Raw genomic sequence first — 15,734 nt, forward strand, 5'->3', positions numbered from 1 at the left:
ATTTTGTAATATTTCTTTCTTCATCTATGTTAGAAACTAAGATAAACACAATCTCATCATGCATGCTTAAACTTTTAAAGAATTTATTTTTGTTAGCATTCTGCATTGCTGCCTACTTCTGGATTCGTAAAGAAAGCATTGTCGAGCACTGGTTATCTGCAAAATTACATACACAAGTAACTATAGGAAGAGTCTCCCCTAGAACTTCAGGAATGAAAATCCGTTACTTATGTATTCATAACCCCATGCCATCGGAACGTTTCCCCTATGCCATGGAAATCGAATATGTAAACCTCCGCTTCTCTCTTATTTCTATGCTTTTATCGAAAAAAATAGAAATATCAGATCTTCTAATCCACGGAGCAAACTTCACTATACTTCCATATGATAGCCAATCTTCAAAAACAAACTGGTCATTGTTATGGAAAAACTTCACTCCAGAAGCCCAAGAAAATCACGCTCTATCTTCGTCATACTCCTTCTCATCAAGACTTGATGATATTCCTGTGCTTATCAAACGCTGTTTGTTCATGAATACCCGCATTCATGGCATAAAATCAAACAACAAAGACATCCCCTATCTTGCTGTGCCCTCCATGGAATTCCATAGCAACATTAGTAAACATAACTCGCTTCCTAACCTAGCTACAGCACTCACCTCTATTCTTTATCTAGCAGTGGAAGAAAGTCTCTACCACGTAAATATCCCCGGAGATATTGTCAAAACTCTATCTGAGCAATCACATAACTACTTCATCTCTGCCTACCCCATCTTCACACAAAAAGAAGAATACGAAACCACAACAACATCAAAAAAGTCCACTGACGAAATCGTCGAGTTTGTCAGAGAACTCTTCTTTCATTAAAAATGAAAAAACAATAAAACTCTTAGCCTTTTCCCATTACTTCTAACTGCTCAAATTTACCTCATTCCAACTCAAAAACATATTTATATAGAAAACCTATTGACTTTTTTGCTATTTCACTTAGAATTGTCTTCTTTTAGTGTTCCGGAGTAGCTCAGCGGTAGAGCAGTGGACTGTTAATCCATTGGTCGTTGGTTCGAACCCATCCTCCGGAGTTTTTTCTTTATTAAGGTTCGCATGACATAGAGAGGAAATAAGAGGTCTGTGGCCTGTAATGTGTCCCCCCCCCCCCCCCAAAGGATTTCTGAAAATGGGTTGCAGGGAAGTTTTTTCCTTCCTGGTAAGTGTCCTATCTCTTCCTCTGCCTTGGGTGTTCTTATCAGCATAACTGCAATTTTTTCTACGGCTGTAATTACCTCTCTAAGTTTAACTTGTTCGCCGCAAATCCTTGTAATCGCAACAGTATTAGTCTCAACTATCCTTGCTATCTTATGCTTCTTGCAAATTGTTTTTCACATCCATAGTAAGAAAACACGCATTTTAGAACTGACAAATGATGAGTCGCAACCCGAGGCTACCAATTTACCCGAAATCTCCACAGTTCCTCAACTATCAGAAGCAGTATTTGATGAATTACAACAAAGGCTGTCTAGAGAATCAGGTTTAGCCACAATAGAATACATCACACATGTTAAAGCTAACGATTTCATTACAGATAAAGATGAATGGCAGCGTGTTTTCTTAAAAAATCCACTATTTTTGCTACAAAGCGCCCTCTCTTCATGGAACGTTGTCGACAAGCAAAACGGACATGTTATCCTCTCTAAAGATTACATAGGGTTTTGTCTTGTCCTTACGGAATGTAATTTTGACGAACTTGAATCAGTGACTTTCATTACCCAACAACCACAACGCTGTTACATACATCAAGTTCTTCAAACCGATTTACCCGAAGAAATTAACAGCAATCGAGTCATAAGAACACAGTTGCGAAATCTAGCTTATGTACTTCCTATTATTCCAAATTTCTTCACAATCGATGAAGGTACCAATCCAAATAGCACGGAAAATGCTGATTCAGTTCTTTATGAAATTTTTAAAACTTTCTTCATAAACTACTATGTAGCTTTAAACAGCTCTGTTACTCACAACAAAATAATCACACTACAGTTATTGCAATCTGCCTATCCTGACCACAGAGCCCGTCAATTGGAAATTCTTGCTTTACTCTGCGCCATTGAACAAATGCGTTATACACAAACTCCCCAAACACACGCTGTTCGTCGAATCAGAACAGCAGAGACTCCTCCTCCCCAAGCCCCAGCACACAAACAGAGCTCTACATTTTTTACTTATAAATCTAGAGAAGCTTCTACACCTACAGCAGACAAGTATGCATCTCCCTACGGTCAACTACATCTGCAAACGATATTTAATACACGAGATTCACACACGACTTCTACGGAAAATACAAGAAGCATTCCCACCCACAATTTTGATGCAACGCAAGAATTCTTAGTTGATCAGAGTTTAGAACGCGACATACCTTTAGATCCAAATCACACTTCTGTCTATATTCTATCTCCAGAAGACTATTGGAAAATATTTGTAACAAAAGACACAACATCATTCCCAAGAGAATCATCTCCATTTGGCCTCCTTTCTCACCCTCAAGGAAGCCGAGAAAACTCCATGTTCAATCTGAATCGGGAGCGCTTCATGGAAACACAATTCATGATCGTAGCCAACCTAACGCAGCCTGAAATTAATGATCTCATCAGCCTCTGTAGGGAAACAAATCCTAGACAATCTCAGGACAATACGGATTAACAACTTTGAGTCACACAGTGGCCAATGTTTGATTATTAAGTAAGCGTGACAAAAGAGATGTACGATACTGATTCAAAACTGAAGTATCTGCTAATAAAAGCTCACGCGCCTTTACAACATTCTCCTCTGACATGTGACAGCACTCAGGAAGATACTCTATATGCAATCCAGAAAGAACAACCAAACCTTTTTCTAAACGTCGGGAAATAATCGCGGCAGGTTGATTAGGGAGATCTTCATAACGTGCTTCCACACAAATTTCTTGGTACGTATCCGCGTGTTCAAAATAGGGGCCACCATTAAATAAAGCCCACCCACGCATAGAAAAATTAGAGAAAAGTAGGGGAGAAGCACGAACACCTATTGGACTGGTATAAGAAAATACGTTACCGTAAGCCGGGCCTACAGCTCTGCCAGGGAAAAAACCCAATCCTCTATCTGCTTCATAAAGAGAAGCATCAGGTTCATTAAAACTCAAGCTCTTACATGCAAAATAGGCTCCTGCACAAATCCCCAAATAACCGCCCCCTTCACGAATATAATTATCAATTCTTGCTGTTCCTAAACCATGAAGGATCTTATGATAAGGACGATCTGCACCCCCAGGGACAACTAACAATCTCGCAGAGAGTTCCCATAAAGGATCATAAAGAAGAAAGTTCCCGTTTACACGACAAATTTCTAGGTTTTCTTCAGTAGAGAGGCTATTTTTTAACCAGCGCATCAGATGACGTAAATAATAAGGAGAGACGCCCTCATCAGAGTAAACGAGTATTTTTGTTCTCATAACAAATAAACTAAGGATTAGTACTTGGATTAGAATCACTCAAATATTATAAAGTGTTTAATCCATTAAAATGTTACTTCTGGTAAAATATTTATTTTATTTCCTATAAAACTACGTTATTTTTTCAAAGACACTTATGTTTGTTAACGATTCTCAAACAAAACAATCGCGTAATTTCGCTCTAGGGCTATTCCACAGTCTTTTGGCGTGCCTTTACTGGGGAATTGTGTTTGTCATTCCTAATTTGTTAGAATCTTTTCAAGAACTTGATATTGTCTTAACCCGTTATACCATTTTTGGGATTTTTTCTTTGTTACCCGTTCTATGGAAACGACAAAATATCTTTAAAAATATCACTTTGAATATTTGGGGGCAAAGCTTCCTCTGGGCTTTCCTTGTCAATTTAGTGTACTATTTTGGCATAGCCCTAGCTATCCGTTATGTAGGAGCCGCAATAACCATTATTATCGCCGGCTTAGCACCCATAGCCGTTCTCTTCCATTCAAATATAAAGAAAAAAGAGCTTTCCTATACCCTACTCTCTGCTATTAGTTGTGTGATATTCTTAGGAGTCGTGCTAACCAACCTCTCAGAGTTTCATGCCACAACAGCTACAAACCCACTACATTATTTCCTAGGCCTTGCCTGTGTCATCTTCTCCACAGGAATCTGGGTTGCTTACATTATTTGCAATTATGACTTTCTGCTAAAAAATCCTAATATTTCCCCAGAATTATGGTGCGCCATGTTGGGAGTAGCTTCATTGGTTATCTGTCTGCCTTTGATTGTCATTTTTGATTGTCTAAACATTACACATATAGCTCATAATTTCATTACACACACTCCTATATCAGAACGGTTGCTCTTTATCATTCTATGTTCGGCCATGGGGATATTGTCCTCATCTCGAGCCATTCTATCATGGAATAAGGCAAGCCTTCATCTATCCCCCGCTCTTTTAGGAGCCATATTGATCTTCGAACCCATTTTTGGTTTAATTTTATCCTATCTTTACGAAAGGAGCCTCCCCTCCTTACAGGAAGGGATCGGGATTTTTCTCATGTTAGGAGGAAGCTTAGTCTGCTTGATTCTGTTCGGAAGAAAAACAAATCAAAAAGAAGCAGAAAACAACAAAGTACTTCCCTTTGTTGATTAATCAAATTTTATACTCATTCTGCGTAATATACTTTCTTATGATAAAAATTTTGTAAGGCAAGAAGTCTTTTCTGCTTCTAAAAGTAAAAGCAAATCTTCAAAAATACTCATCGAATAAAAAATTTATCTTCAGCTAAACTCACCTTACTATCTTAATCAACAAAACTTGATGAAGATTAAATCACAACCTCGCGTTTGAAAGTGTAAAACAAAACTTCATCATGCGGATTCTGGGTGAGAAAAAAACTGTATAAGTGTTCTTATGGACACATTGGAAATACTAGTGTATAGGTGTCTTCTGTTGTTACGCTTAAATACCAGAGAGTTTTCGCATCTCCTATAGATAAAAATATTGGAGAAGGGTAACTAGCGTTCCCCAGGAGGCAAGCAACTTGAAAAAAGTTACATCCCCAAATTCCATAAAATATAACTGTGGGAATATGTCAGTTCATTCTCCTGGGACACCCACCCCTCGAAATTAGATTTAAGAATTCTATGGAGAAAATTTCCGGAAAATTAGAAAGCGTGCTTTTTGAAGATCATGATTCAAAGGAAACTGCTGCACGCATGAGAATACCCTATAAGGGTACCATGATCGTTATCAAAGGACAATTCCCCGATTCTTTTTTACAGCTGGGTATGCAACTACATTTATACGGCAAGTGGTCAGAAAATCCCAACCTAGGGAAGTACTTCCAAGTATATAGTTGTGATTCTCAAGAAATGCGGGATAATCGCGGGATAATCAACTACCTTACCTCTAAACTTATCAAAGGCATTGGACCAAAAATCACAGAAAAAATCATCGAGAAATTCCGAAATGACACCGCAGATATCCTCGATAATCAACCCGAAAGATTAATAGAAATCCCAGGGATTAGTCAAACACGCTGTGATAGTCTCTGCGAACAACTACGCGAACAAAAAAATCTTAGGACTACATTACTATTCCTACAACAATACAACATTGCTATTCATTACGGCGTAAGAATCTATAAAAAGTATAAAGAGAACTCTATAGAAAAAATATGTGAGGATCCTTTTCTTCTTGCTAGAGAAATGGAAGGTATCGGATTTAAAACTGCTGATCTTATAGCAACACGTCTTGGCGTACCTTTAAACTCGCAAAGCCGATTATGTGCCGGAATACAATATTCTCTGGAAGAACTCCAAGAAGATGGTCATACTTGCTACCCCTTACAAAGTCTTGCTCAGTCAGTAGAGAAACTACTAAATCAAGATATTCCAGAAAAACTCATACGAATTGAAGAAATCATTTCTCAAGTGTACATCATGCAAGAGAAAAATCTTCTTCACATCCAAGAGTTAGAAAACACACCCTACGTGTGGGTAAAGCATATTTACCTAGCAGAAAAAACAGTAGTTTCTGATTTAAAACGCATTTTATTTTCCTCAAGAAAAATCCGCCCTATAGATAGCAACAAAGCCATTCAATGGGTTGAGGAAAATTTAAGTATACATTTAGAACAAAACCAGAAAGAAGCTATTCGTGCGTGTTTTTCGGAAAAAATTCATATTATTACTGGAGGACCAGGAACAGGAAAAAGTACCATCACTAAGGCTATACTCAAGATATTTGAGCAAGTTACTTATAAAATCATTTTAGCAGCTCCTACAGGGAAAGCTGCAAAACGCATGACAGAAATTACTGGAAAACACTCAGTAACTATCCACGCACTGTTACAATATGATTTTAAAACACGGTCTTTTCGTAAGAACTACGACAACCCTATAGATTGCGATCTTATCATTGTCGATGAATCTGGAATGATGGATACCTATCTTTTATATCATTTCTTAAAAGCTCTTCCTGATCATGTGATCGTGATATTCATTGGAGATGTACATCAACTTCCTAGTATTGGGCCTGGAAATATCCTAAAAGATATTATCAATTCTAAAAAAATTACCGTGACTGAGCTAAATAAGATTTTCCGTCAAGTCCACGATTCAAATATCATTATCAATGCCCATAAAGTCAAGGAAGGTGAGTTCCCTATCTTATATTCTGAATCTGGCCGGAAAGATTTCCTATTTTTCCAAAAAGAAGATCCTCAACAAGCTGTAGACCATATTGTCCATCTAGTGACACAGTTCATCCCCAAGAAATACCATATCTATCCCAAAGATATTCAAATTCTTGCCCCAATGAAAAAGGGTGTTTTAGGAATTCATAATCTTAATAGAGTCCTAAAATCAGCTTTAAATCCTAAGCAGGCAACTCTCCACGGGAGATTTCATTCCTATGCTGTAGGAGATAAGGTCATGCAAATCCGAAACAACTACAATAAAGAAATATTTAATGGAGATATTGGTTATATCTCTATGATTAACTTTGAAAATAAACGCGTTGTAGTAAATATGGAAGGCAAGTATGTCGTCTATTCTTTCTCAGAGCTTGATGATCTGGTTTTAGCCTATGCTACCTCAGTACATAAATACCAAGGAAGTGAAAGTCCGTGTATTATCCTACCTATACACACTTCTCATTTTATGATGCTTTACAGGAATCTGCTCTACACAGCCATCACTAGAGGGAAACAACTCGTAGTCTTAGTCGGAACGAAAAAAGCTATTGCTATAGCCACAAGAAATGATAAGGTACAGCACCGCTGTACGGGACTCTTGCAAGCTCTTGAACAACTTACTCACCCCAATAAGGCACATCATCATTAAATAAAAATAGACTAGTCCACGATCGTAAATAATAACTGAGGGGTTGTTAAGGAAAATACCTCTTCAGAAAAATTCAAAAACTCTATATTCCAAAGGTTCATAACTCGATCTTTATCCAAACTCTCCAGGTTTAAAGATTTTGGAGAAAGCATACGCCATATTTCCCAAGCTGTTCCTGGAATGATGGGATAAGAAATCAATGCCAATAACTTTTGACAGTAACATGCACAAAAGAGTATGGCCTCTACACGATGGGTGAAACCTTCTTTCAGCAGCTTCCACGGCGCCTGATCATTAAAGTACACATTTCCTAATGCTGCTAACTCCATAATTGCACAGCATGCCTTACGTAAGCTGTACTTACTATAGTACTCCCAAGCATCCCGAACTATCTGCTGTGCATGATCTAAGAAATGTCTGTCTTGATCTTCTAAAAGATTTGTTGAATACGCTAATTCCTTAAATCCATTTTTCTCAGCAAATGCAAGAACTCGATTAATAAAATTCCCGAACTTGCCTACAAGCTCGGAATTACATCGAGTTTTAAAATCTATAAAGGTAAATTCGCTGTCAGAGGTCTCTGGAGCTGTTGCTGCTAAAACATAACGTAGTTTATCAAGAGAATACGTATCCAAAAAAGCATCTATATCTACATAATTCCCTTCAGACTTACTAAACTGGTAGCCTTCAAGCAGATAAAACTCAGAAGACACTAATGCATCCATCTTTTTGTAGGGAATACTCTGACCTAATTCCATAGCTGGAAATATTGCCGCATGAAAAGGAATATTATCCTTGCCTATAAACTGCACATACTCTGTAGAGTCTTCCAACCAAAAATCTTTCCAAGCATCAGGATTATTCAGAGATGCAGCCCAATCCATAGTTCCGCTAATATATCCAATTGGAGCATCAAACCATACATAAAATACCTTGTTAGGAAAATGCGGAACGGGAATTCCCCAAGATAAATCTCTGGTAATCGCGCGTGGGCGTAAATTTTTTATATAATCTGTAACAAACTTACGAACATGCTCTGGTAAATAACACGTATCTATATATGCCAATAAAGGTTCCACCATACGTTCTAAATGCAGAAACGCATGTTCAGTTTCTTTAAGAACAAGTTGAGATCCTGATAATTTAGAGCGCGGATTAACTAAATCTGTAGCCTCATAGTCAGCTCCACATTTTTGGCACTCATCACCACGAGCTCCATCAAATCCACATTTAGGACATGTACCCTCTACGTAACGATCAGCAAGAAAACGGTCCTCTTCTTCAGAATATAACTGAAGAGAGATTTGATTTTCGATAAGACCTTTGGATTTCAATTCTATATAAAAATCCTGGACCAGCCCTTTATGAAAAGGGTTTGTAGTACGCGAGAAGAAATCTATCGAAATCCCTAACTTATCAAAAGTATCCTTATGTATCTTATGATACATATTCACGTACTCTTGGTATCCCATACCTGCGCGTTCTGCATTCAATGTGATCGCTATTCCGTACTCGTCAGAACCACAAATATAAAGAACATCATCCCCTAACAATCTACGAAATCTAGCATAGACATCTGCAGGTAAGTACGCTCCAGCTATATGTCCAAAGTGCAGAGGTCCATTCGCATAAGGTAATGCCGAGGTAATTAAGACACGCGAAGGCATTATTTCACGTCACTCCATGTATAAGCGGAAGGATCCTTTCTTCTTCCTGAAGTACCACCTTCTCGTTTTTTTTCAGTAGTTGGAGTAGAAACATGTTCTGTATCTTCTTCTATATAATCAGCCTGTACGCCTTCTTTTTCTAATAAAACTAAAGCTTCAATAGCAGCATTAGAAGAACGCACATCACCTTTTGCTATCCTAATTTTTGCCTGTTTAATCGCGTAATTAACTAAATTAAACGGGCTGTCAAACAACTGGTTTAACTTTTCATTGGTTAAACGATCTTTGTTAGTCATAATACGTTCCTATGTTCTTCTGCTATAAAAATACTTTTCAAAACCTCGTAAGATTTCTCCAAATCATCATTGATAATGACGTATTCAAATTTATTAGCCGCAGCTTGTTCAATAAGACTGTGCTGCAACCGCTCTTGTCTTTGAGTATCTCGTTCTGATCCTCTTTGTTTTAGACGCCTTTCTAGCTCTTCCTGAGATGGCGCAGAAATAAAAATCTTCACCGTAGAAATTTTACTCTGTAAGACCAAAGCTCCTTCCACGTCAATGACTGCAACCGCGTGTCTCCCAGATTTCCAAATTTCATCAATCCCTAAACGACTCGTTCCGTAATACTCTCCAAAAAGTGCTACCCACTCAAGAAAATCATCATTGTCTAAGCGTCGTTGAAACTCCTCTTGAGAAACAAACTGATAATCTACTCCAGGAACTTCTTCAGGACGAGGTGCCCGTGTTGTAAGTGATAAAGTCTTCTGAAAAGAATCTGGAAATTCTCGAGCTAACATACGTACTAGCGTCGTTTTCCCAGCTCCAGCAGGAGCACTAATAGTAAATAATTTCGGTACGCACAGGGGATGATCGGGAGAAAAAGGAACACGAACTTTATCTTTCATAAAATATTAGAATACCTGCCTTACAGGAGAAAAACTCTTTCTATGACAATCACAAGGGCCAAAAGCCTTCAATGCCGCTAAATGAGCGGCTGTACCATATCCTTTATGCTTGTCAAAACCATAATGAGGATAAAGCTGATGAAGCTCCCGCATTATATCATCTCTATATTCTTTAGCTATAATCGATGCCGCAGCTATAGATGCAGACTTAGAATCTCCTTTAATAATCTTCTTACACGGAATCTTATGGGGTAGATGCAAACCATCCACTAGAAGAAAATCGGGATGAATAGGTAAATTAGCTATAGCTCCTGCCATGGCTTCCTTGGTTGCTTCAAGGATGTTAATCTCATCTATTCTTTCTACAGAGACAACTCCAAGCCCATAATATACCTCAGGATCATTCACAAGAATATCGCGAATTTTGCCTCTTTCTTTAGGCGTTAGCTTTTTGCTATCGTTCACTCCGGCAAACACCTTGCCTCGAGGAAGAATACAAGCTCCTGCAACCACAGGTCCAGCTAGAGGGCCTCTACCAACTTCATCTATCCCAGCTATGAGAGAAAAACCTTCATGGAAAACTTCTTCTTCGAAGATAGTTTTAGATAGAAAGAGCTGTTCTGCATCCATAGCTAGCATGTTCATAGATCGGTGTATCTTAAATAAAATCAGAAATCAGCTAAATGCACTAGTTACAACTATTTCTTTGAAGATCTAGGACCAATATACTCTTTAACTTTAGCAGCTTTACCAGTTTTACCCTTCAAGTAGTACAGACGAGCTCGAGAAACCTTACCGCGTTTCACTACTTCAATGCCAACAATCTTAGGACTATGAAGTAAAAAACTTTTTTCCATGCCTTCTCCATAAGCTACCCGGTGCAAAGAAATCACTTCTCCTGCTCCTCCACCCTTACGAGCCATAACTGTACCCTGAAATGTCTGTGTTCGTTCTTTACCACCATCTACAATTTTTGTAGCTACACGAATGGTATCCCCAACACAAAAATTTGTAAAAATTTCTTTTCGAAGTTGTTCTTCTTGCAATTCCTTTATTAAGTTCCCCATATACTTCACCTACATTCTCTATTTCTATTCTGCCTGTTTGCAAGAGATAGCCCATAAATGGCCGTCAAAATCACGAACTAATCTCACCGCTCCACGATCGTCAGTTTGTTCTAGAGTGCCTCCAAGCATTTTCCATCGTCCTAAAAAACTAAAAAAATCATCTTTACAATCTAATCGAAGCGATAAAAGGACTGTATTTTTATTTTTTAACCCCACCTCTTGCAAATGTATTGTCATTTGCGTCTTTCCAGGAATATGTAGTCTATCATTGACAGGTTGATTTAATCTAAACATCTTAGAGTAAAATTTTCGCGACCGGTTGAGATCTTCAACCTCTAAAATTACCGCACTTTCCCCTTCTAGCATAGACTGTTTGGGATCAGCTTCCTGCTGAGTTACTTCCCTATTTCCCAGATCATAAAGATAACGGATATATAGATCAGGACGTCTTTCTCTGGTTCTATCTAAACTTATTTGTTTTCTCCACTGGGAAATCGCTTGGTGATCCCCATGAAGAAGCACTTCAGGAACCTCTCGCCCTTCAAATATTCGAGGACGTGTATATTGGGGCCCCTCTAATAACCCGTTTTCCATAGAGTCCTTATCCGCACTCCCCTGATTCCCTAACACTCCGGGAATAAAGCGAGATAAAGCATCAATTACAACTAAAGCCGCGATGCCGCCATTAGTTAAAACGTAATCCCCTATACTTATCTCTTCATCAACTTCACTTTCTAAGGCTCTTTCGTCAACACCTTCGTAATGCCCGCATAAGAATATCAAATGAGAGCATTTTGCTAATTCCCGGCTCTTTTTTGCTGTTAAAAGCTTTCCTTGAGGAGAAAGATACACCACCTTCGAATCACTTCTTTTAACATGCCTTATTGCCCTCACTACAGGCTCAGCCATAAGAAGCATCCCATCATTATTAAAAGGAGCATCATCCACCTGCTGCCACTTACCCAATCCAAACTCTCGTATATCCCTGGATTGGATTTTTAACAGCCCTCTCTTAATAGCCCTCCCTAAAATACTAGAGCGCAAAGGACTATCAAAATACTCTGGGAATAAAGAAAGTATATCAATCTCCATCCCAAGCCTAAAAAATTACTTGACGACACTTTGTGTTACTTCAGCTCTTTTTAAAGAACGACGCTGACGATAAGCACGGCGTTTTTGGCATAAGGCAGCTTTACGAGCCATTTTCTTAGCCATTAATTCACAATAAACTCCAGGAGCTCCTTGCTTAATCAAAACAGCAGCCTTCTCTGTAAGTTCTGCCCCCTGATTTAACCAGTGAAAGATTCGGTCGCTTTTCAATTGATAATTAACTGTACTGTGAGGATCGTACCAACCCAATAATTCGATATACCTACCATCACGAGGAGACTCAACGTCAGCAAGTACTAGTCTATAGACTACGTGATTTCTTCGCCCTTGTTGTCGTAAACGAATTTTTAACGCCACAGGTTTCCTCCAGACATTTTCTTTTTCATTTGTTCTATTCTCTCTTTACTCATATTTTTAAAAAACTTTTTAGATTGCATCATACGCTTCCGGAATTGATTCACATCACCTAAAGTCAACCCACAACCAGATGCTATTCTTTTCATGCGACTCATATCTAACTCTACTTTTTCTTGTCTCTCTTGAGGAGTCATAGAAAGAATGATCGCTTCTGTTTTTTTCATATGCTCTTCGGAATCCGCTATCTCTTTATCGCTAGGTTTAGCACCACCTAAACTTGGCATCATTCCCACAAGTTTTCTAAGTGGACCCATTCGTCGAAACGCCTTAATCTGCTTATAATAATCTTCATAAGTAAAGGTCGATTCTATTAACTTCTTCCCGAGTTCTTCGTCTTCTTCTTCAGAAATACATTCACGCATTTTTTGCACAAAATGCACAGTATCTCCCATACCTAAAATGCGATCCGCCATCGATTCTGCATTAAAAGGTCGAAGATCTTGTATTTTCTCGCCGCACCCCTCAAATTTTATTGGTTTCCCTAATAAACTTTTCATAGATAATACGGCACCGGCGCGAGCATCACCGTCTGTCATGGAGATAATAACTCCAGTCAAGTCTAAATAATTATCAAAGGCTTTTGCTGTAGAAACAGCGTCCTGCCCCATCGCTAAATTCATAACAAAAAGCCTTTCACATGCATGGGATACTTTTTGTATGGAGGCTAATTCTTCCATTAATACTTCATCAACATGCAAACGACCTGCTGTATCAATCAAAACAAGATCATGCCCTTCCTGTTTAGCGTAATCTAAAGCCTGAGAAACTACTTTTACAGGATCTTGTTCTTCGCTATTGTAAAGCTCAGCTTTGGTTTTTGAAATTAAGTTTCTCAATTGTTCTACCGCTGCAAAGCGTTTCAAATCGCAGGGAACAACAAGTACTTTCTTTGCTTTGCGTTCCTCTAAAACATAAGCTGCGAGCTTAGCGCAGGTCGTAGTTTTCCCTGTTCCTTGTAAGCCACAAAGTAAAATTACCCCAGGATTCCCAAAAGTATTTAAATCAGTTTTATCACCCAGTAATTCTGTCAGTTCCTCGTGTAAATAACGTATGAACTGTTGTCCGGGAGAAACGTGTTTCCAGACTTCCTCTCCAAGAACTTTTTCCTTTACCTTGGAAATAAAACTTTTAACCACATGATAATTCACATCAGCGTCCAACAACGCCAACCGGACTTCCCGGATCGCTTCAGAGATATTTTCTTCAGTAATTCTACGTGAGGCAACCAGAGAAGAAAAAATTGAGGATAGTTTTTGCGATAAAGAACTGATCATCTACTGAGCAAAAATCAAGAATAATCTCATGAGAATACAGTATCACTTGCATGATTTTCAAGAAAAAAAATCCTATCGCATGCTGAGAGATCTTGGTGTATGGAACCACACACACCATGATTTGCAAAAATTCTTTTTACCACCTCTCCTTGACTATAACCAATTTCCAGCCAACCTACACCTCCGGGACATAAAATAGCGTCTAAATCCCGAGCTATTCTTTCATAAAACTCAAATCCCGAACTGCCTCCCACCAAAGCTTTCCAGGGCTCATGACAACGAACTTCTGGATCTGTTCGCATAATTTCATCAAAAGAAAGGTAAGGAGGATTACAGACAAAAGCATCAGCTGGACAAGAAAAGGGGGCAAATAAGTCCCCTTCAAGAACGTCTACTTTTAGATTATTTTTAGAAGCATTTATTTTAGTTACAGCTACGGCTTTTGGGCAAATATCTGAAAGAATTACTTTAACATTTGGACAATATTTTTTTATAGATAATCCCAAACACCCACTACCACAACACACATCATAAAATGTTTGGATATGAGAATGCTGTGTTAAATATTGTATAATTTTCTCAGCGAGCAACTCTGTTTCCATTCTAGGGATCAGCACCCGAGAATCTACTTCTAGATCTAGTTCTAAAAAACGTACACTACCATGAATATATGCTGTTGGGACACGTTCTGCTCTTTTCTGAATACGCATCCAATACATGTTTAGAGTATCAGAATTCAAACGCACGGATAGTATTTGAGCTCTTGAAGTTATTCCAAGCAAATCCATCAAAATATCAACGGCTTCTCTATTTGAGAAAACTACGCCACGATATTCCAAATAAGCAGCAGCTTCTTTAAGAATTCTCTTCGTTTCCATTTTGCAAAAGCTGGTGATAAGCTTGGCTAACCAAAGCTGAGGTAATAGTATCCAAATCGCCTTCCATAACTTTATCTAAGCTATAAAGCGTCAGTCCTATTCTATGATCTGTCACGCGATTTTGTGAGAAATTATAAGTACGAATTCTTTCTGATCGATCTCCACTACCCACTTGGGCCGACCGCATAGCCGACGCTTCTTTATGACGACGCTGCATTTCTGCATCACGTATACGTGCCTTCAAAATACGCATAGCCTTAGCTTTATTCTTATGCTGACTGCGTTCATCCTGGCAAGTAACAACAACGCCTGTGGGAAGGTGGGTGATTCTAACTGCAGAATCCGTGACATTTACGTGCTGTCCTCCAGCTCCCGAAGCTCTAAAAGTATCGATTTTTAAATCTTTTTCATCGATAAAAACTTCTTCATCATCTTCAGCAGGCTCTGGCAATACAGCAACAGTAATTGCAGAAGTATGCACACGACCTTGAGTTTCAGTTTCAGGGACTCTTTGAACACGGTGTGTTCCTGCTTCATACTGAAGTAAACGCTTAACTCCAGTTCCTGAAATACCCATCACGTATTCCTTATATCCACCGACATCTGATTCGGAAGCGGAAAGCACTTCATATTTCCATCCTTTAGCAGACGCATATAGGTGATACATTCTTACGCAGTCCCCTACAAATAGTGCGGCTTCGTCTCCTCCTGTACCTGCACGTAATTCCATAATGACATTCAAATCGTCATCTGGATCAGGGGGGACTAATAAATTCTCTAAAATTTTATAAAGTTTCTCAACCTCAGCCTTCCCCGATTGAATTCCCTCTTCTAGCATAGCTATCATCTCAGGATCTTTTTCTTGAGCTAAAGCTTGTTTATCATCACTCAGAACTTTTTCCTGTGCCACAACCCTATCATAGGTATTTTTTAACTCAGAAAGCCGCGCGTGCTCTTTACTTAAGAGGCTATACTCTTTAGGGTTATCAAAAATCTCTGGATTAGAGATTTTAACTTCCACTTCCTCGAGACGTTTCAAATACTCTAGAATCTTTTTTTGCATGTATCACTTCTCAATC

At 38.6% G+C, this 15,734-nt stretch carries 15 protein-coding genes and 1 tRNA gene; 5 read left to right on the plus strand and 11 right to left on the minus strand.

The features are described 5' to 3' along the window. The first annotated feature begins 62 nt into the window (after positions 1-62). The 3 genes from E1N70_RS00085 to E1N70_RS00095 all read left to right on the plus strand — a co-directional run bounded on the left by E1N70_RS00085 (position 63) and on the right by E1N70_RS00095 (position 2,696). Complete coding sequence (locus E1N70_RS00085; protein ID WP_165478203.1) at positions 63-866, plus strand: AsmA family protein; 804 nt, start codon at positions 63-65, stop codon at positions 864-866. Positions 867-1,009: 143 nt separating this feature from the next. Then, a tRNA-Asn gene (locus E1N70_RS00090) sits at positions 1,010-1,081 on the plus strand. Between the two features lie 49 nt (positions 1,082-1,130). Beyond that, entirely contained in the window at positions 1,131-2,696 is a 1,566-nt protein-coding gene (locus E1N70_RS00095) for a hypothetical protein (protein WP_244201087.1), read from the plus strand. A 10-nt stretch (positions 2,697-2,706) separates the two neighbouring features. On the opposite strand, the gene E1N70_RS00100 is transcribed toward E1N70_RS00095, so the two are convergent. Next, the gene (locus E1N70_RS00100) at positions 2,707-3,483 is read right to left on the minus strand and encodes a BPL-N domain-containing protein (RefSeq protein ID WP_208638281.1); all 777 of its coding nucleotides are present in this window, start codon (positions 3,481-3,483) and stop codon (positions 2,707-2,709) included. A gap of 136 nt (positions 3,484-3,619) precedes the next feature. Between E1N70_RS00100 and E1N70_RS00105 the strand changes: the two genes are divergently transcribed. Together E1N70_RS00105 and recD2 are read left to right on the plus strand one after the other, a co-directional pair. After that, entirely contained in the window at positions 3,620-4,639 is a 1,020-nt protein-coding gene (locus E1N70_RS00105) for a DMT family transporter (protein ID WP_131743589.1), read from the plus strand. Positions 4,640-5,133: 494 nt separating this feature from the next. After that, positions 5,134-7,335 carry an SF1B family DNA helicase RecD2 gene (gene recD2, locus E1N70_RS00110; protein ID WP_131743590.1) on the plus strand — a complete coding sequence of 734 codons (2,202 nt, stop codon included), beginning with the start codon at positions 5,134-5,136 and terminating at the stop codon, positions 7,333-7,335. Between the two features lie 11 nt (positions 7,336-7,346). Here recD2 and metG read toward each other — a convergent pair whose 3' ends face one another. The 10 genes from metG to prfA are packed head-to-tail and all read right to left on the minus strand — an operon-like array spanning position 7,347 to position 15,718. Then, the gene (gene metG / locus E1N70_RS00115) at positions 7,347-9,002 is read right to left on the minus strand and encodes a methionine--tRNA ligase (protein WP_131743591.1); all 1,656 of its coding nucleotides are present in this window, start codon (positions 9,000-9,002) and stop codon (positions 7,347-7,349) included. Beyond that, positions 9,002-9,298, minus strand: a complete 297-nt coding sequence (locus E1N70_RS00120) for a hypothetical protein (RefSeq protein ID WP_006343318.1) — start codon at positions 9,296-9,298, stop codon at positions 9,002-9,004. Before E1N70_RS00120 ends, metG begins: the two co-directional genes overlap by 1 nt. Next, complete coding sequence (gene gmk / locus E1N70_RS00125) at positions 9,295-9,909, minus strand: guanylate kinase (protein ID WP_131743592.1); 615 nt, start codon at positions 9,907-9,909, stop codon at positions 9,295-9,297. The genes E1N70_RS00120 and gmk overlap by 4 nt, the downstream gene beginning before the upstream one ends. A 6-nt stretch (positions 9,910-9,915) precedes the next feature. Continuing rightward, positions 9,916-10,554: a ribonuclease HII gene (locus E1N70_RS00130; protein ID WP_131743593.1), complete on the minus strand. Its 639-nt coding sequence runs from the start codon at positions 10,552-10,554 to the stop codon at positions 9,916-9,918. Positions 10,555-10,607: 53 nt separating this feature from the next. Next, the gene (rplS, locus tag E1N70_RS00135) at positions 10,608-10,976 is read right to left on the minus strand and encodes a 50S ribosomal protein L19 (protein ID WP_131743594.1); all 369 of its coding nucleotides are present in this window, start codon (positions 10,974-10,976) and stop codon (positions 10,608-10,610) included. A gap of 24 nt (positions 10,977-11,000) precedes the next feature. Then, entirely contained in the window at positions 11,001-12,068 is a 1,068-nt protein-coding gene (trmD, locus tag E1N70_RS00140) for a tRNA (guanosine(37)-N1)-methyltransferase TrmD (protein ID WP_131743595.1), read from the minus strand. Between the two features lie 15 nt (positions 12,069-12,083). Beyond that, positions 12,084-12,443, minus strand: coding sequence for a 30S ribosomal protein S16 (locus tag E1N70_RS00145; RefSeq protein WP_131743596.1), 360 nt, complete (start codon positions 12,441-12,443; stop codon positions 12,084-12,086). Continuing rightward, a complete protein-coding gene (ffh, locus tag E1N70_RS00150) occupies positions 12,434-13,777 on the minus strand; it encodes a signal recognition particle protein (RefSeq protein WP_131743597.1) in 1,344 nt (447 codons plus the stop codon). The genes E1N70_RS00145 and ffh overlap by 10 nt, the downstream gene beginning before the upstream one ends. A gap of 26 nt (positions 13,778-13,803) precedes the next feature. After that, a complete protein-coding gene (gene prmC, locus E1N70_RS00155) occupies positions 13,804-14,655 on the minus strand; it encodes a peptide chain release factor N(5)-glutamine methyltransferase (RefSeq protein WP_131743598.1) in 852 nt (283 codons plus the stop codon). Further along, positions 14,633-15,718 carry a peptide chain release factor 1 gene (gene prfA, locus E1N70_RS00160; RefSeq protein ID WP_131743599.1) on the minus strand — a complete coding sequence of 362 codons (1,086 nt, stop codon included), beginning with the start codon at positions 15,716-15,718 and terminating at the stop codon, positions 14,633-14,635. The genes prmC and prfA overlap by 23 nt, the downstream gene beginning before the upstream one ends. Positions 15,719-15,734 lie beyond the last annotated feature (16 nt).

It is taken from the genome of Chlamydia buteonis, from assembly GCF_900634605.1.
GTDB classification, from domain to species: Bacteria; Chlamydiota; Chlamydiia; order Chlamydiales; family Chlamydiaceae; genus Chlamydia; species Chlamydia buteonis.

Coding starts and splice junctions, on each gene's coding strand:
- recD2 (WP_131743590.1), top strand. CDS start 5,134: ATGGAGAAAATTTCCGGAAAATTAGAAAGCGTGCTTTTTGAAGATCAT.
- gmk (WP_131743592.1), bottom strand. CDS start 9,909: ATGAAAGATAAAGTTCGTGTTCCTTTTTCTCCCGATCATCCCCTGTGC.
- ffh (WP_131743597.1), bottom strand. CDS start 13,777: ATGATCAGTTCTTTATCGCAAAAACTATCCTCAATTTTTTCTTCTCTG.
- metG (WP_131743591.1), bottom strand. CDS start 9,002: ATGCCTTCGCGTGTCTTAATTACCTCGGCATTACCTTATGCGAATGGA.
- E1N70_RS00130 (WP_131743593.1), bottom strand. CDS start 10,554: ATGAACATGCTAGCTATGGATGCAGAACAGCTCTTTCTATCTAAAACT.
- E1N70_RS00120 (WP_006343318.1), bottom strand. CDS start 9,298: ATGACTAACAAAGATCGTTTAACCAATGAAAAGTTAAACCAGTTGTTT.
- rplS (WP_131743594.1), bottom strand. CDS start 10,976: ATGGGGAACTTAATAAAGGAATTGCAAGAAGAACAACTTCGAAAAGAA.
- prmC (WP_131743598.1), bottom strand. CDS start 14,655: ATGGAAACGAAGAGAATTCTTAAAGAAGCTGCTGCTTATTTGGAATAT.
- E1N70_RS00100 (WP_208638281.1), bottom strand. CDS start 3,483: ATGAGAACAAAAATACTCGTTTACTCTGATGAGGGCGTCTCTCCTTAT.
- E1N70_RS00105 (WP_131743589.1), top strand. CDS start 3,620: ATGTTTGTTAACGATTCTCAAACAAAACAATCGCGTAATTTCGCTCTA.
- E1N70_RS00085 (WP_165478203.1), top strand. CDS start 63: ATGCTTAAACTTTTAAAGAATTTATTTTTGTTAGCATTCTGCATTGCT.
- prfA (WP_131743599.1), bottom strand. CDS start 15,718: ATGCAAAAAAAGATTCTAGAGTATTTGAAACGTCTCGAGGAAGTGGAA.
- trmD (WP_131743595.1), bottom strand. CDS start 12,068: ATGGAGATTGATATACTTTCTTTATTCCCAGAGTATTTTGATAGTCCT.